Annotated in this window: 13 protein-coding genes; 5 read left to right on the top strand and 8 right to left on the bottom strand. The window is 68.9% G+C overall.

From position 1 onward, the window contains the following. Genes IT882_RS03845 through IT882_RS03860 form a run of 4 tightly spaced genes read right to left on the bottom strand, consistent with a single transcriptional unit; the run spans position 1 to position 4,119 of the window. Positions 1 to 999, bottom strand: a complete 999-nt coding sequence (locus IT882_RS03845; RefSeq protein ID WP_195694074.1) for an AAA family ATPase — start codon at positions 997 to 999, stop codon at positions 1 to 3. A 14-nt stretch (positions 1,000 to 1,013) separates the two neighbouring features. Then, positions 1,014 to 2,234 (bottom strand): DUF4350 domain-containing protein, encoded by a 1,221-nt coding sequence (locus tag IT882_RS03850; protein ID WP_195693242.1) that lies wholly within the window; start codon positions 2,232 to 2,234, stop codon positions 1,014 to 1,016. Beyond that, positions 2,231 to 2,902: a DUF4129 domain-containing protein gene (locus tag IT882_RS03855; protein ID WP_195693243.1), complete on the bottom strand. Its 672-nt coding sequence runs from the start codon at positions 2,900 to 2,902 to the stop codon at positions 2,231 to 2,233. The genes IT882_RS03850 and IT882_RS03855 overlap by 4 nt, the downstream gene beginning before the upstream one ends. After that, positions 2,884 to 4,119, bottom strand: coding sequence for a glycerophosphoryl diester phosphodiesterase membrane domain-containing protein (locus IT882_RS03860; RefSeq protein ID WP_195693244.1), 1,236 nt, complete (start codon positions 4,117 to 4,119; stop codon positions 2,884 to 2,886). Before IT882_RS03860 ends, IT882_RS03855 begins: the two co-directional genes overlap by 19 nt. Positions 4,120 to 4,327: 208 nt before the next feature. Between IT882_RS03860 and mtrA the strand changes: the two genes are divergently transcribed. The 5 genes from mtrA (at position 4,328) to hpf (ending at position 10,095) form a co-directional block, all read left to right on the top strand. Next, on the top strand, positions 4,328 to 5,008 hold the full coding sequence (mtrA, locus tag IT882_RS03865) for an MtrAB system response regulator MtrA (protein ID WP_195693245.1): 681 nt from the start codon (positions 4,328 to 4,330) through the stop codon (positions 5,006 to 5,008). 48 nt (positions 5,009 to 5,056) lie between these two features. Beyond that, positions 5,057 to 6,748 (top strand): MtrAB system histidine kinase MtrB, encoded by a 1,692-nt coding sequence (gene mtrB, locus IT882_RS03870; protein ID WP_195693246.1) that lies wholly within the window; start codon positions 5,057 to 5,059, stop codon positions 6,746 to 6,748. Next, the gene (locus IT882_RS03875; RefSeq protein WP_195693247.1) at positions 6,745 to 8,535 is read left to right on the top strand and encodes an LpqB family beta-propeller domain-containing protein; all 1,791 of its coding nucleotides are present in this window, start codon (positions 6,745 to 6,747) and stop codon (positions 8,533 to 8,535) included. The genes mtrB and IT882_RS03875 overlap by 4 nt, the downstream gene beginning before the upstream one ends. Next, positions 8,532 to 9,233 (top strand): ComF family protein, encoded by a 702-nt coding sequence (locus IT882_RS03880; RefSeq protein ID WP_229382287.1) that lies wholly within the window; start codon positions 8,532 to 8,534, stop codon positions 9,231 to 9,233. The genes IT882_RS03875 and IT882_RS03880 overlap by 4 nt, the downstream gene beginning before the upstream one ends. A gap of 205 nt (positions 9,234 to 9,438) precedes the next feature. Next, positions 9,439 to 10,095, top strand: coding sequence for a ribosome hibernation-promoting factor, HPF/YfiA family (gene hpf / locus IT882_RS03885; protein ID WP_195693249.1), 657 nt, complete (start codon positions 9,439 to 9,441; stop codon positions 10,093 to 10,095). A gap of 72 nt (positions 10,096 to 10,167) precedes the next feature. On the opposite strand, the gene IT882_RS03890 is transcribed toward hpf, so the two are convergent. The 4 genes from IT882_RS03890 to IT882_RS03905 are packed head-to-tail and all read right to left on the bottom strand — an operon-like array spanning position 10,168 to position 14,427. Beyond that, positions 10,168 to 11,523, bottom strand: a complete 1,356-nt coding sequence (locus IT882_RS03890; RefSeq protein WP_195693250.1) for a hypothetical protein — start codon at positions 11,521 to 11,523, stop codon at positions 10,168 to 10,170. Positions 11,524 to 11,564: 41 nt separating this feature from the next. After that, positions 11,565 to 12,776: an ABC transporter permease gene (locus tag IT882_RS03895; RefSeq protein ID WP_195693251.1), complete on the bottom strand. Its 1,212-nt coding sequence runs from the start codon at positions 12,774 to 12,776 to the stop codon at positions 11,565 to 11,567. Next, positions 12,773 to 13,501 carry an ABC transporter ATP-binding protein gene (locus IT882_RS03900; protein ID WP_195694076.1) on the bottom strand — a complete coding sequence of 243 codons (729 nt, stop codon included), beginning with the start codon at positions 13,499 to 13,501 and terminating at the stop codon, positions 12,773 to 12,775. Before IT882_RS03900 ends, IT882_RS03895 begins: the two co-directional genes overlap by 4 nt. After that, the gene (locus IT882_RS03905; RefSeq protein ID WP_195693252.1) at positions 13,498 to 14,427 is read right to left on the bottom strand and encodes an efflux RND transporter periplasmic adaptor subunit; all 930 of its coding nucleotides are present in this window, start codon (positions 14,425 to 14,427) and stop codon (positions 13,498 to 13,500) included. The genes IT882_RS03900 and IT882_RS03905 overlap by 4 nt, the downstream gene beginning before the upstream one ends. Between the last annotated feature and the right edge of the window lie 43 nt (positions 14,428 to 14,470).

Below are 14,470 nucleotides of genomic sequence, written 5' to 3' on the forward strand. Positions count from 1 at the left end.
TCACAGCGGGACGCGCGTCTGCTGCAGGATGCTCTGGAGCAGCGCTTCGACTGAGACGCCCTCCAGCTCGGCATCCGGACGAAGCCGAAGCCGGTGCCGCCACGTGGGCAGCAGCATCGTCTGGACGTGATCCGGGGTGATGGCCGGTGAGCCGCCGAGCCACGCCCACGCCTTGGCCGTTGCCAGCAGCGCCGTTGCCGCGCGCGGGCTCGCGCCCAGCTGCACGGAGGGGCTCTGGCGGGTCGCTTGCGCGAGATCGACGATGTAGCCGAGGACCTCGTCGGTGGTGGTCACGCCCCGCACCGCTGCCTGCGCGGCACGCAGGTCTGCAGCCGTGACCACGGGCTCCACGCCAGCCTCCTCCAGATCGCGCGGGGAGAAGCCGTCGGCGTGCCGCCGCAGCACCGTCACCTCCGCGTCACGCGCGGGCATGTCGACGATGAGCTTCAGAAGGAACCGGTCGAGCTGAGCTTCGGGGAGGGTATAGGTCCCCTCGTGCTCGATGGGGTTCTGTGTGGCAGCGACGAGGAACGGATCGGGCAGCGGTCGGGTGACACCGTCGGTGGAGACCTGGCGCTCTTCCATCGCCTCGAGAAGAGCCGCCTGGGTCTTCGGCGGCGTGCGGTTGATCTCGTCGGCGAGCAGGATGTGGGTGAAGACGGGGCCCTCGCGGAACTCGAACTCGCCCGACCGCGCGTCGTAGATGAGCGAGCCCGACACGTCTCCCGGCATGAGGTCGGGGGTGAACTGCACGCGCTTGGTCTCCAGTCCCAGCGCGCGGCTGAACGCGCGAACCAGCAGTGTCTTGGCAACACCGGGAACGCCTTCGACCAGGACATGTCCGCGGGCGAGAAGCGCGATCAGGAGACCTGTAATGGCAGCATCCTGACCGACGACAGCCTTGCCGATCTCGGCGCGAACACGTCCGATGGCGTCCCTGGCATCGTTATCGCCCGGAACGGAGCCGCCCGGAACGGATTCCTCAGCAGCCGTGGGCATCGGGTCGGGGGTCGTCATCGGTCGTTCCTTTCGGGGTGCAGTGCCGCGCGTGCTGCAGCTTCGAGCCGGCGCAGGCGGTCGTAGAGATCATCAAGGTCGCGTCGGGATGCGGGCGGAGGGCCGTCCAGCGCGGTTCGGGCCTCCTCGCGGGAGGACACCGACAGGGTTGCCAGCGCGTCGGCGACCTCCGCGGCGGAGGACGCCCCCGACAGGCCCAGAAGGCGCGCGATCCGCACGCGCGTACCGTGGCGCAGCAGAAGTGCGGCGTGCGCGGTATCGCCCGACTGCGCGTAGAGATGTGCCCGGCCGCGCGTTGTCTCTTCCCCGCGGACCGTGACCGGCAGGCGCTCCGCGACGAGAGGCCCGAACCGGATGCCGCGCCACAGCGCGGCAGCGACTGCGGCAGTCAGAGCGAGGGCGATGACGGGACTGACCCACGGCGGAGTGAGCTCGCCCAGCGACGGGTTCAGCGGGTCCAGATCGGTATCGGCGACCGACGGGACGTACCAGACGAGCGTGGGGTGGCGGCCCATGAGACCCAGCGCGAGGGCAGCGTTGCCGTCATCCGCGAGGTATTCGTTCGTGAACAGGGCGGCGCCGTCCACGGCCGATACGCGCTGGGTCCCGGGCGTATCGGAGCGCACCGTCTCGCGCACCAGCAGTCCGTAACCTCCGGCTGCCGGATAGCACTGGGCGGCATCCGTACCGGCGAACACGGTTCGCGGGCGAATCGGTCCTGCTCGCTGCGCCTCGGGCACCGAGCACTGCGGTTCCACGAGCGCGTCATCGGCGACCCCGACCGCACCAGCCCCGTCGGCGATCAGGCGCAGTGTCCGGGAGCGCGGGTCGATGAGGACGACATCCGCTGCTGGCGCCGTCAGAGCCGATATCGCGTCATCGGAGAGAGCCGGCGCATCAGGGAGCACGAGCGTAGCCTCGGTCCCCTGCAAGGACGCGGCAGCCTGATCGTGGGAGCGGACGATGCGCACGTCGATGCCTTGGTCGGCCAGGATGTGTGCCAGCGCCCGCGTGCCATCCGGTGCCGCCGACTCGGGATCCAGCGCCTCGCGCTGGGACCATTCGCCGCCGCCGACGACGCTCGCGCCGACGATGCCGACAGCAATCAGTCCGGCGACGATGGCGATCCATCCGAGCGCCGAGCGCTGACGAGCTCTCGGTGTTTGAGTTTCTGCACCGGTGGCGGGCTGCCGGTGCGCTGGCGCATCGACGCTCATGGCGCGGACACCCCGGCCGGCTCGGCGGATGCCGCAGGAACGACCCGGGCCAGCGCGCTGTCGGCGGCAGCCACCAGCCCGTACCCCGCCTCGGTTCCGGGCCGCTGAAGGTAACGGATGTCATCGAACACGAGGGCGGCGCGACGAACCTCGGCGCTGCCGGGCACGAGGAGGGCGTCGGCACGCACCGCGAACTGCCGCGACGTGGTGCCGGGGGCGAGGTCGACGAGCTCCCGCTCGTCCAGGCCGCGTGCTGCGGCGCGGAACCGGAGCACGATCGCCGTGTCCCAGTCGCCACGCCGGCGTGCCGCGTCGGCCGCTGCGCGCAGTCCTTCGGCGGTTCGATAGTCGATGTCGCCGAACAGTTCGCCGCTCCGATGGCTTCGGGAGGACGTGCGGCAGGGCAGCCCCCACACCAGGATCGCGATGACGATGACCGCGATCGCCAGGATCGCCGCGACGAGTGCGAGAACGGCTGCCCACTCGGGCGCGACATCCGGGGAGAACAGGGAAGCGAGTGCGTCTCGACCTGCCTGCGCCGCTCGGTCGAACCAGGTCGGCTGAGCCGCCTGATACACGGGATCGGCGAGTTCGCGCACGGCCCACTCACGGGCCTGCTCCCCGTCCGGGATGAGCGGGATCTCGGAAATCACCGAGGCGTCGCCCATGTCGTCTGATCGTCGTCCGGCCCGGTCCTCGGCGCCGACGACGGCCCGTCAGCCGGAGCTGGCGGCGGAACGGGAGCTGCGGGCGGCGCCTGCGCCGGGGGCGGCGGCGTGATCGTGTACCCCGGCGGGGGAGCGAAGGGCGCCGGCTGCGCAGACGCTGCGGGCCACCGCGGTGCGATGGCGCGGCCGATATGCACGACATACGGGTCGGGAAGGTCGGCCGCACCCGCGTCGCGCCGGTCCACGTACTCGAGCAGGTCGAGGTCGAGCCCCTCGTGGCGCATCCGGCAGTCGATGTAGACGAGCCCCGCCGCCGTTGACTGCACGATGACGGCAACCGACTGGATCAGAAGGGTCACGATCTGGGTGAGACCGAGAGTCGCGATGATGCCGATGATCGCCGCCGTGCTCTCTTCCCCCGTGGGGGCGATGACCACCGACAGTGCGGAGGCGAGGAAGGAGAACGGGATGCTCACGACCTGGGCGATGACGCCGAAGACGAGAGAGACGAGCACGAGGATGCCGAGAATCACCCAGAACCGGCCTCGTGACAGCCGCCAGGAGCGGCTGAGGGCTGCACCCAACGACGTGTGCTCGACGATGATGACCGCGGGCACGAGCAGCAGTTTCACCGCAAGCCACAGACTGATCGGGATCGCCGCAAGGATGACCAGGATCCCCAGGACAACAGCCGCGGCCGGAACCGCGACGGCCAGCACGGCGATCAGACCCCCGACGACGATCACGACCACGCCGATCGCGAGCGAGAGCAGGATCGTGTAGCCGATCAGGCGCCAGGCGACGGGCCGCACCCGGCGCCACAGCATCCGCAACGTCATCTTCTCGGCTACCGCGGCATGCAGCACGTCGGAGATGACGACCGCCTGCACCAGGACGCCCACGGCGCCGGCGAGCAGGCCCAGCACCAAACCCGACAGCGCTGTCAGCGTGATCGATCCCGTCAGCACCGCGTCCCACTCGTCGGTACCCGCCGGCACGGTGTCCAGCCGGGAGAAGCTCGCGAACGCGATCCCCGAGATCGCGATGGTGACGACGAGGTACGCGAGGGTCTGCACGATCATCGCGAAGCCGAGGAGCACCTTGGGGTTATGGCGCAGCGCCGAGAAGGAGCGGCCGAGAATCGTGCCGAATGTCAGCGGCTGGAGCGGGATGATCCCCGGCCGCGGCGCAGGCGTCCAAGACGGGTACGCGGTCACGGGTTCCTCCTGTTGGGCTGGAATCAGCGCGACTTCCATGGTGTCATACGGGCCTCCGACGCGCTCGTGTCGCGCGCGGCGGAGGCTGCAGCATCGACGCGCGCGCGAATCAACGGCGTGCGCACAGGCGGAGTCGACTACTCTCGGGGAAAGCGCAGGCGGTCACCCGCCGCCAGCGCGCAGGCTGGACGCAAGGAACGAAGGCGCGATGAATTCACGCATCCTGGTGGTCGACGATGACACCGCCCTGGCGGAGATGATCGGGATCGTGCTGCGCACAGAAGGATTCGACACGGTCTTCTGCGCCGACGGAAACGCTGCTGTCGACACCTGGCGTGCGGAACGTCCCGACTTGATCCTGCTCGATCTCATGCTTCCGGGTCGTGACGGGATCGAGATCTGCACAGCGATTCGCTCGGAGTCCGGCATCCCCATCATCATGTTGACGGCGCGCACCGACACGGCCGACGTCGTTCGCGGGCTGGAGTCCGGGGCTGACGACTACATCGTCAAGCCGTTCAACCCGAAAGAGCTCGTGGCGCGGATTCGCACCCGCTTGCGTCCGGGTGGGAATCCGTCGCAGGAGACGCTGCGGATCGGGAACCTCACGATCGACGTCGCCGGCCACGAAGTTCGCCGCGGTGATGACGTGATTTCACTCACGCCCCTCGAGTTCGAACTGTTGGTAGCCCTCGCGTCCAAGCCGCAACAGGTGTTTTCCCGCGAGATGCTCCTCGAGCAGGTCTGGGGCTACCACTACAAGGCCGACACGCGCCTGGTCAACGTCCATGTGCAGCGGCTCCGCGCCAAGGTCGAACTTGACCCCGACAATCCCCGGATCGTGACGACCGTGCGCGGCGTGGGATACCGGGCCGGTGCTGTGGAGTGACCGCCTTCGACGATCGGGCCGCGAACAGCGGTCGCGTGGGGTGAGACCGTGGGCTCCCGCGGGGCCACCGAGCCGTCGTTTCGTCCGCTGATCTGGCGGCGAAACTGGCGGGCGTGGCCCGATAACCTCGTGCACCTGTGGCGACGTTCGCTGCGGTTTCGCACACTCGCTGTCACGATCGTGCTCACGGCGTTCTCGATTCTCATCGCGGTGACCTGGACAGCCCTGGCGATCCAAGACGACCTGTTCGCCTCACGTCGCGACGAGGTCACGGAGCAGGCGCTGCGTGCGACAGCATCCGCGCAGACCGTGCTCGACGGTGCCGACACGCAGGGTGACAGCGCGCAGATCCAGCGCGTCTGGCTCGGACTGCGCACAGCCCTGCAGCAGCAGGCCTCGACCGACATGATCGCGACGTTTCGCATGGGGGCGCCCTCGGCTGCTGCGCAGGCGTACCGCGTCGGCGAGTTCGATACGGCGATCATCTCGGAGGGCCTGCGCGAGAAGGTCCGGGCCGACGCGAATCAGCAGTGGTGGCAATCGGTCGCCCTCGATGCCTCGGGCACGCCGGGCATCGTCGTCGGGCAGCAGCTCATCTTCCCGCAGGTCGGCAGCTTCGAGGTCTACTACGCCTATGGGCTGGAGGGAGCCGATCAGACGCTGCGATTCGTCCAGGCGACGCTGTGGGTCGTCGGTGTCGCGCTGGTCTTGCTCATCGGAGGCATCGCCTGGTTCGTGCTCCGCTCGGTCACCACTCCCATCGGGGAAGCGGCACAGACCAGCGCAAAGCTCGCCGCCGGTGAGCTCGGGGTTCGGCTGCCCGTGCGCGGCGAGGATGAGCTCGCGACCCTGGGTGAGTCCTTCAACGCCATGGCCGACAGCATCGAAACCCAGATCAAGGAGCTCGCCGATCTGTCGCTGGTTCAACAGCGATTCGTCTCTGATGTCTCCCACGAGCTGCGGACACCGCTGACCACCATCCGGCTCGCGGCCGACATGTTGAACGACCGCCGGGAGGAGTTCGACCCTGCGACGGCGCGCGCTGCCGAGTTGCTGGCTGCCCAGGTCGAGCGGTTCGAGGTTCTCCTGAGCGACCTCCTGGAGATCAGCCGGTACGACGCGGGCTCGGTACAGCTCGAGCTCGAGCCCACGAGTCTGGCTCACGTCGCGGAAGATGTGATCGCCTCCATGGAGCAGGTTGCTGAGCAGCACAAGACTGACCTGCGGCTGGTCGCCCCAGGCGGATACTCGCCGGTGGATATGGACCCGAGACGTGTGCGCCGGGTCCTGCGGAACCTGATCGGGAACGCCATCGAGCACGGGGAGGGCGGGCCGGTCGTGGTCACCGTGGACAGTAATCAGCAGGCCGTGGCCGTCGGAGTTCGAGACTTCGGAATGGGCATCGCCGCCGAGGATGCCGCACGCGTGTTCGACCGGTTCTGGCGCGCCGATCCTTCCCGCAAGCGAACCCTCGGCGGGACGGGGCTGGGCCTGGCGATCTCGCTCGGTGACGCGAAGCTTCATGGCGGAGACCTGGCCGTATGGTCCGAACCCGGACGCGGTGCACATTTCGTGCTCACGCTTCCCCGCGGTGCGCACCGCACGGGATTTGCAGCGCTTCCGCTGGACTCGCCCATCCCGCTGGATCCGGGCGACGAGAACACGGTAGACGCCTTCGAGCACACGCAGCCGATCTCGACGATCCCGGGCGGCGACAGGGCGCCAGGAGGTGAGTCATGAGGCGGCTCATCGGCGGCACACTCGCCCTACTCGGCATCCTTGCGCTCGCTGCCTGCGCGGGGCTTCCCGTCAGCGGTCCCGTCACGGCGGGACGCCCCGTTGATGAGGCACGAACCGGGCCCGAGGTGCGCTTCTTCCCGGAAGAACCCCAGCCGGGAGCGACCCAGGAGGAGATCGTCGAGGGCTTTCTGCTTGCCGGATCGGGCTCCAGCAACGACTGGCAGACGGCTCGGTCCTTTCTGGCGCCCTCGATCCAGTCGTCGTGGGACCCCTCAGCGGGGGTGGCGGTCGTCCCCACGGGGGAGATCGTCGCGCAGCCGGCGGTCGATGACACCGTGACGGTCACTCTCGCTCCCGTTGCCAGCGTCGATGACACCGGCCGCTACGAGCCTGCTCTCGGCGGCACCGCGACCCTCGCGTTCGACCTGGTCCAGGTCGCAGGCCAGTGGCGGATATCGAAGGCTCCCGACGGGATCGTCCTCGACGAGAGTGTGTTCGGGACCGTTTTTCATCGCTACTCGGTGATGTACTTCGACCCCTCGTGGACCTATCTCGTTCCCGACGAGAGATGGTTCCCCACGACGTCCGCTGCCGTACGCATCACTGGCGCGCTGGTCGACGAGCAGCCCAGCGACTGGCTCACCGGGGCCGTGTCCACAGCCTTCACGGACGATGTGACATCCGTCTATTCGTCTGTGCCGCAGAGCGCCGGTACCGCGCGGGTCGAGCTTTCTCCCGAGGCGCTCGCGCTCGAGCAGCTCACGATCGATCGCATGGCCACGCAGCTGGAAGCGAGTCTGGCAACCGCCGGCATCACCGAGGTGCAACTGACCGTCGACGGCGTCCCCATCGCGGCGACGCCGGTACAGACCAGATCGACCGCCGTGACCGGCGCCCCTCTTGTCATGACCGATCAGGGCTTCGGTTTCCTCTCGGGTGGCGAGCTCACGACGATCACGGGGCTTTCGGATGCCGTCGCGCGAAGCACGCCCGTGGCCGTCCAGGTCGGGCCGGATCAGCGAAGCGCGGCGGTCCTCTCGGCTGACGGATCGGTCGTGCGGGCCGAGGCGACCGACAACATCGTCGTGCTCGACACGCGAAGCGCTCTTCGAGCCCCGGTGATCGATGCCCGAGGGTACGTGTGGAGCATTCCCGCCAGATCGCCTGCCGCTCTCACCGCGTTCGGTCCTGGCGTCGAGTCGCCGTTGCTCTCTCAGCCATGGGCTGCCGCGGGCGTCACGGATGTCCAGGCGATAGCGATCTCGCGCGATGGCACGCGAATAGCGGGCGTCGTGCGGATCGGGGACCGAACCGAGCTGTGGCTGTCGGGCATCATCCGCGACGAAAGGGACAATCGGGGGGCCCCGGCTCGCCTCGGAGAGCCGATCGTCGCGGGCACGATCGAGGGTGAGGCGGTCTCGATGGTCTGGACCGATGACGTCACTGTCGCGGTCGTGGTGCGCTCGGGAACCGAGACCGATATCGTCGAGCAGACCGTCGGGGGACCTCCTCGACGATTGCCGGGCCTGCCGGCGCGTCGATCACGACGGTGGCGACCGCGACCTCGAGCATCCGGCTGCGCTCCGATGACGGCGGACTGTACGTCCGTCGCGGTGCCAACTGGCTGCAGACGGCAGAGGGCATCATGCTGCTGGCGGTGCAGCAGGGCACGCCCCCGTAGCGGATGGACGGGGCTCCTCCCCAGCGTGTGCAGGGACGCCGCCGTCCCCGTACGCGACGATCCGGTACGCGCGGCTCACCGGCCCGGGTACACGGTGGTGCCGTGACCAGTTCTCGTTCGGCGGTTGCTGCCGCATGGGCCCGCGACGCTGCGGCGCAGGCAGTCTCGTGGCTGATCCCGGTCGACTGCGCAGGATGCGGCAGGGCAGATATCTCCCTCTGCGAGGAGTGTGAACTGGCGCTGCGTCGCAGCGCCGTGAGGCACCGGATGGTGGGTGAACTCGACGTGTTCAGCGCGCTGGACTACGCCGGCCCGGTCGTGGGAGTCATGCGCTCTCTCAAGTCGGACGGAAGAACGGGGCTTGCTCGGCCCCTGGGCGCTGCCCTGCGTGCGACGCTGGAGCGTGCCGAGGTCCTGCCCGGCGGGATGTGGACCGGGGGCGCGACGCTGTCGCTCGTGCCGGTCGCGATCCCTTCGTCACCCGCCGCGTTCGCTCGCCGGGGCTACCGGGTGGTCGAGCTCATCGCACGCCGCGCGGGACTCCGGTGCCTGCCTGTCCTCCGGAGTGTCGGCGCTGCCATCGATCAACGCGCGCTCGGCCGGGCTGCGCGAGAACGGAACACGGAAGGCATGTTCGCGGTGCTGTCCGTGCCCCGCCAGCCGGTCGTTCTGATCGACGACGTCATCACGACCGGCGCAACTCTCCGCGCGGCAGCTGACGCGTTGCGGGCAGAGGGAGCGACGGTCCTCGGCGCGGTCACCGTCGCGTCCACGCCGCTGCGGTGGACGCCGAACCCGCGATGATCACCGCGTCCACACGCGCCCGCTCACGCTGTCGGGCCGGCGTTCGGCCGCCCGGAGCGGGCGAACACGTCGTCGTCGCCGCGGAGCATATCGACACGGCGTAGATCGTGCGTGACAGGCAGATGACCAGGGTCTAACGTGGGGGTGACAAGGCGACTGATGGTCCGCCCTTGGAACCGGGCGGACCGGAAACAAGGAGGTCAAGATGGACACGAACATCGTCGGCGTGGGGGTTGGTATCACAGACCGCTTCCGCTCGGTCGTCGAAGAGAAAGTCGTCCGGATCGAGCACCTCGCGCCCCGTGCGCAGCGCGTCGATGTCAAGGTCACTCACCGCACGTACCGCACCGGGCGGGTGGAAGACCACACGGTCGAGCTCACGCTCACCGGCAAAGGCCCGCTGGTGCGGGCCGAGGCAACGGATGCCGACAAGTTCACGGCGCTCGACATGGCCGTCGACAAGCTGTGCGAGCAGCTGCGCCGGGCCAAGGACAAGAGGGTGGATGCTCGCAATCACCCCCGCAAGGCCATGTTCGACAAGGGTCGCGGGGAGCTCGAGGGCATCGACATCCAGCCAGCGTCGGCGGATGCCATCCGGCGTGTGGCTACCGGCGAGGTCCCGATCGTCGATGGTGAGGACGAGGAGGCGTACACCCCTGTCGTCATCCGAACCAAGGAGTTCGACGCGGAGTGGATGACCGTCGAGGAGGCCGTGGACCGGATGGAACTCGTCGGTCACGACTTCTTCTTGTTCATCAACGCCGCGACCGACCACCCGAGTGTTGTCTACCGGCGTAAGGGCTGGGACTACGGTGTGATCTCTCTCACGACGGAGGCGCGCCCCGCAGCCCTGGTGAGCTGATTCCCGAGGGTCTGCTTCCGCAGGTCTCGAAGGTCGGATGCCGCGAACCGCTCGGTTCGCGGCATCCGTCATTCAGTCGAAGATGCCGTCCAGGATGCTGCCGATGACCAGGCCTCCGAGGATTCCGCCGACCAGATCCGAGCCTCCGCCGGTGCGTCGTCCGAAGCCCTCCATCGGGCCTGCCCACTGCGGCGGCGGGCCAGCCGCGGGCCGCGAGGCATCGATATCGCGCTGGGCATAGCGCAGGGCCTCGCTCGCCAGGTGAGCGGCGCGGCGGGCGGTCTCCATCGCCTGCTCGCGGTCGTCCTCGGCGATCGTGGGCACGGTGGCTGCTGCACCGCCGACGATGCGGTCGAGGTCGGCTCGTACCCGCTCGGCTTCGGCGAGACGAGTGCGCGCATCGGCGCCGATCCACCCGCGGTGACCGGCGATGACGTCCCGGGCAACCGCGAGCTGGCGGTCGGCATCATCGACCGCGTGCCGGACGTGACCGAGCTCAGGAACCGGCCGGGCCGCACGCTCACGTGCGGCAGCGACCGCCGCATCCAGGGCAGCATTCGCCTCCCGCAGGCGGGTCAGATGCTCGAACGGGTCGGTGTTCACCCCGGCCGCCGGAAGTGCGGTCAGGGCCGCCTGCAGCGCCGACATCGCCTCGATGACGGCGGGCACCTGGGGTGCGGTGCGCGCAGCGATCAGATCGCCGCGCGAGTCTTCGACGATCGCGCCCAGAGTCGACTCGGCACGCAGGGCTTCGACCTCGAACGTCTCGAGGGCGTCCACGAGCGTTTCGCCGCGACGCACAGCCTCGGTAGCCGCCTCCATCGCGAGGTTCGCCTGCTCGCGCTGGCCGGCTTCGCGGCGTCGCTCGGCCACGGCAGCGCTGTGTTCGGCAAAGCCCAGCAGCTGCTCGGCCTCTGCGGGGTTGGCTGCGACCCCTTCCAGAGCGCTCGGCGAGTACCGTGCCGCGAGGCGCTGGACAGTGCCGCGGGCGTGAGGCAGCCGGGTGCGGATGCGGGCGGCATCTGCGCGCACCCGCGCGATGATCTCCGGGGCTCTGCGCGCTCGCTCGATCGGTTCGGCCAGCGCCGTCATCCTGTCTTCGAGAAGGTCTTCGGCCCACTCGCACAGCTGCACGATCCGCGCGTTGCGGGTGCGAAGCTCGTCGGCGGTATCCGGGATCTCGTCGTGGTTGAGCTGCTGCAGGTGGAACGCTTCCTGCATGTGGGTTCGCACCGCCTCGATCGCTGTGCGCAGGTCACCGACCGCGTTCGGTCCGAGCTCTGCCTCTGCGAAGGAAACCTCATCGGCGGCGAGACGGATGTGTTCATCGGCCGCGACCAGAGCGCTCTGGGCGCGGCGGGCGAGGTCGGCATCCCGCTCCGCGACCTCCGTCTGCTCGCGCTTGCGTCGTCCCCAGAAACCGGCCATGACTCGATCCTAGAATCGCCCACCCGAGGTGAGGCTGAGCCTCAGACGCGGAGAGTATCGATGACCCGGGCGCGCACGGCGACGAGCGCCGGCAGGAACCCCGCGAGTGCGCCGATGGCGATGGCAGCAACGAGCCCCGTGACAGCTGCGCGCACCGGGAACCCCGGAAGATCTTGCATCCCGCCGAAGAGGGTCAGCACCATCGGGGTGCGCAAAATCGCGACAGCGAGAACGATTCCGACGACGCCGGCGACGGCCGTGGCCACGACACTCTCCAGCAGCACAGCCGTGAAGATCCGGCCCGCGGTTGCCCCGAAGCTGCGGCGTACACCGATCTCGCGGATCCGCTGGCGCATGGCGACGAGCTGAATGTTCACGAGGCCGAGACCACCCAGCAGCAGGATCAGCACGGCTATCGATCCCGTGATGATCTCGAACAGGGCTGAGGCGTTCTGTGCGTCGGGGCGTGATCCCCAGTCGGTGCGATTCACGATCACCTCGACGCCGTCTCCGGCGGCTGCGCGAACATCGGATGCCAGCAGTGCACCAACCTCGGGGGTGATCTCTTCCGGCGCCCACAGTTCCCAGATCACGCCGGTATCGGCCGGCAGTGCGTCAACCCGGTCCCGGTAGCCGTCGTAGAGCATCCAGATCTGCTTGTTGTTGTCCCACTCGCCCTCCCGCGGCGTGACCCCGACGACTGGAAACGTGCCCCCTGCGGTGCCGAGCACCTGAAGAGTCGGGTGGGAAGCCAGCGGCGGGGACCCGAGCGCCGTCCACAGCGGGAAGCTGATCACCATGGGCGGCGCGAGCAGGTCTCCGTCACCGGGCACGAACCAGCGACCCTCGGCAACGGTGGATCGGTGGATGACGGGGTAGGCGGGGTCCACGAGGGTCGCGGGCACCGGCCGAACCCAATCCGGCGTCTGCACCTGCAGTGTCACGGTTTGTGCGACACGCGAGATGTATGACAGGTCGAACCGCGCCGCGGCGCCCATGACCTGAGCGTCGAAGCGATCCCAGTCCATCGGGCTGCCGTCGCTCGACATGCCCGATACCGAGATCGTCGCCACCCGCCCGCCGTAGCGGTCGGATTGCTCGGCGGCGTACTGGCGTTGATACTCGCCGAGGGCGACGACCGCCGTCAACGCCGCTACCGAGACGGCGATCCCGACCAGGCTCAGCAGGACCCGCAGCTTGTGGTGGCGCAACTCTGCCCACGCCTCGAGGAGTGCGCCCACCAGCCCGCTCATGCCGAAACCGCCCCGAGGGCGGTGTCGGCGAACGCGCGATCGAGGTCGACGGGGGAGAGCACGCCATCGGCAAGGCGCAGGTGTCGTCGCGCCCGAGCCGCCACGTGCAGATCGTGGGTGATCGTGACCAGGGCAGCATCGCTCTCGGTGGCGATCTCATCGAGCAGTGTCATCACTGCCGCGCCCGTTTCGACATCGAGGGCGCCGGTCGGTTCGTCGGCGAGGATGAGTGCGGGGCGGCGCACCAGAGCGCGGGCGATCGCGACGCGTTGCTGCTCGCCGCCGGAAAGCCGCTCGGGCGGCGCGTCGAGCCGGTGGGCAAGGCCCACCCGGTCGAGCATCGCGGTCGCGAGCTCGCGGCGACGCCAGAACTGTCTGCCCCGCGCATACCCCAACGGCATCTCGACGTTCTCAAGCGCCGTCCGCCCCGAGAGCAGGTGGAACTGCTGGAAGACAAAGCCCACGTCCTTGCCGCGCATCCGATCGAGGCGCCCACGCCGGATGCCGGCGACCGCGGCGCCCCGGAATTCCGCCGTTCCCGAGGTCGGGAGGTCCAGCAGCCCGAGGATGTTCAGCAGCGTCGACTTCCCCGAGCCGCTGCGCCCGACGATCGCGACGTGATCGCCGGCGGAGACCGACAGGTCCACGCCACGAAGGATGTCCAGCAGCGAGTCGTCCGGGAGCGTGACCTGCTTGGTGACCGCTTCCAGCCTGACCAGGCTCACCAGTTCCACCCAGGGTCCTCGCAGTACTCCCCGCCCATGCCGTCATCGAAACAGACGGGCTCGTTCGGCGCCGCGAGCCCCGGTACGAACTGGCGCACCTGTTCGCCCTCGTCCAGGCCGGAGAGAACCTCGATGACCGCGCCATCGCTGACCCCGAGATCGATCGCCCGCTCCTCGAGCGGGTCGCCGGTTCCCGCATCCACCCATACCTGTCCGGTTCCTGCACCGCCCCGGACGGATGTGACGGGAACGACCAGAGCATCCTCGACCGTGGCGACGCGGACGGCCAGCTGGGTGCGAAGTCCCGCGAACACGGTCTGGTCTCCCGGAACCGCGCACGTGACACTCGTCGTGCCGTCCTCCGAGACCTGCACCGACAGCCCGGTGCACACGAAGGGGGCGGGACCTCCCTGGATCGTCACCTCGCCCTCGGTGGGTGCATTCAGCAGCCGATACAACTGCACGGGCTCGATCGTGCTGTGCACGTGGTAGCGCGCTGGGCTCAGTGTGGCGATCTCGCTTCCGATGCTTGTCGACTGGCCCTTCACGACCGCGACCTCGGTGATCTCGCCGGCTTCCGCCGCAACGACCTCAACGGTCTTCGTCGGGTAGGACTGCTTGATCGTCATCAGCACCTGCCCACCGGTGACCGACTGGCCCGGCGCGACGCGGACCTCGGTCACGGTGCCATCGACCTCCGAGCGCACCGCGACGGCCTCGTCGCGCGCGATCGTCCCCTCCAGCGTCAGCTCATCGACCACGGTCTGGCGAACGGCCGGAACCACCGGTTCGGTGATCACGCCGCCCGGGTCGGCTGCCGCGGTCGCGGTGTCGGGGAAGAACGCCACCTTGACCAGCGCAACCGCTATCGCCCCGAACACAACAACCATCAGGATGGGCAGCACCCATCGACGCCAGATGACCATAGATTCACGCCTTCCGTTTCGCGACGAAGCGCCCCCGATAGCG

It is taken from the genome of Microbacterium schleiferi (assembly GCF_015565955.1).
GTDB classification, from domain to species: Bacteria; Actinomycetota; Actinomycetes; order Actinomycetales; family Microbacteriaceae; genus Microbacterium; species Microbacterium schleiferi_A.

What these genes read in the sequence shown, in the direction of transcription:
- mtrA (WP_195693245.1), top strand. Translation starts at nt 4,328, where the DNA reads ATGAATTCACGCATCCTGGTGGTCGACGATGACACCGCCCTGGCGGAG.
- IT882_RS03850 (WP_195693242.1), bottom strand. Translation starts at nt 2,234, where the DNA reads ATGAGCGTCGATGCGCCAGCGCACCGGCAGCCCGCCACCGGTGCAGAA.
- IT882_RS03875 (WP_195693247.1), top strand. Translation starts at nt 6,745, where the DNA reads ATGAGGCGGCTCATCGGCGGCACACTCGCCCTACTCGGCATCCTTGCG.
- IT882_RS03895 (WP_195693251.1), bottom strand. Translation starts at nt 12,776, where the DNA reads ATGAGCGGGCTGGTGGGCGCACTCCTCGAGGCGTGGGCAGAGTTGCGC.
- hpf (WP_195693249.1), top strand. Translation starts at nt 9,439, where the DNA reads ATGGACACGAACATCGTCGGCGTGGGGGTTGGTATCACAGACCGCTTC.
- IT882_RS03855 (WP_195693243.1), bottom strand. Translation starts at nt 2,902, where the DNA reads ATGGGCGACGCCTCGGTGATTTCCGAGATCCCGCTCATCCCGGACGGG.
- IT882_RS03890 (WP_195693250.1), bottom strand. Translation starts at nt 11,523, where the DNA reads ATGGCCGGTTTCTGGGGACGACGCAAGCGCGAGCAGACGGAGGTCGCG.
- IT882_RS03845 (WP_195694074.1), bottom strand. Translation starts at nt 999, where the DNA reads ATGCCCACGGCTGCTGAGGAATCCGTTCCGGGCGGCTCCGTTCCGGGC.
- IT882_RS03905 (WP_195693252.1), bottom strand. Translation starts at nt 14,427, where the DNA reads ATGGTCATCTGGCGTCGATGGGTGCTGCCCATCCTGATGGTTGTTGTG.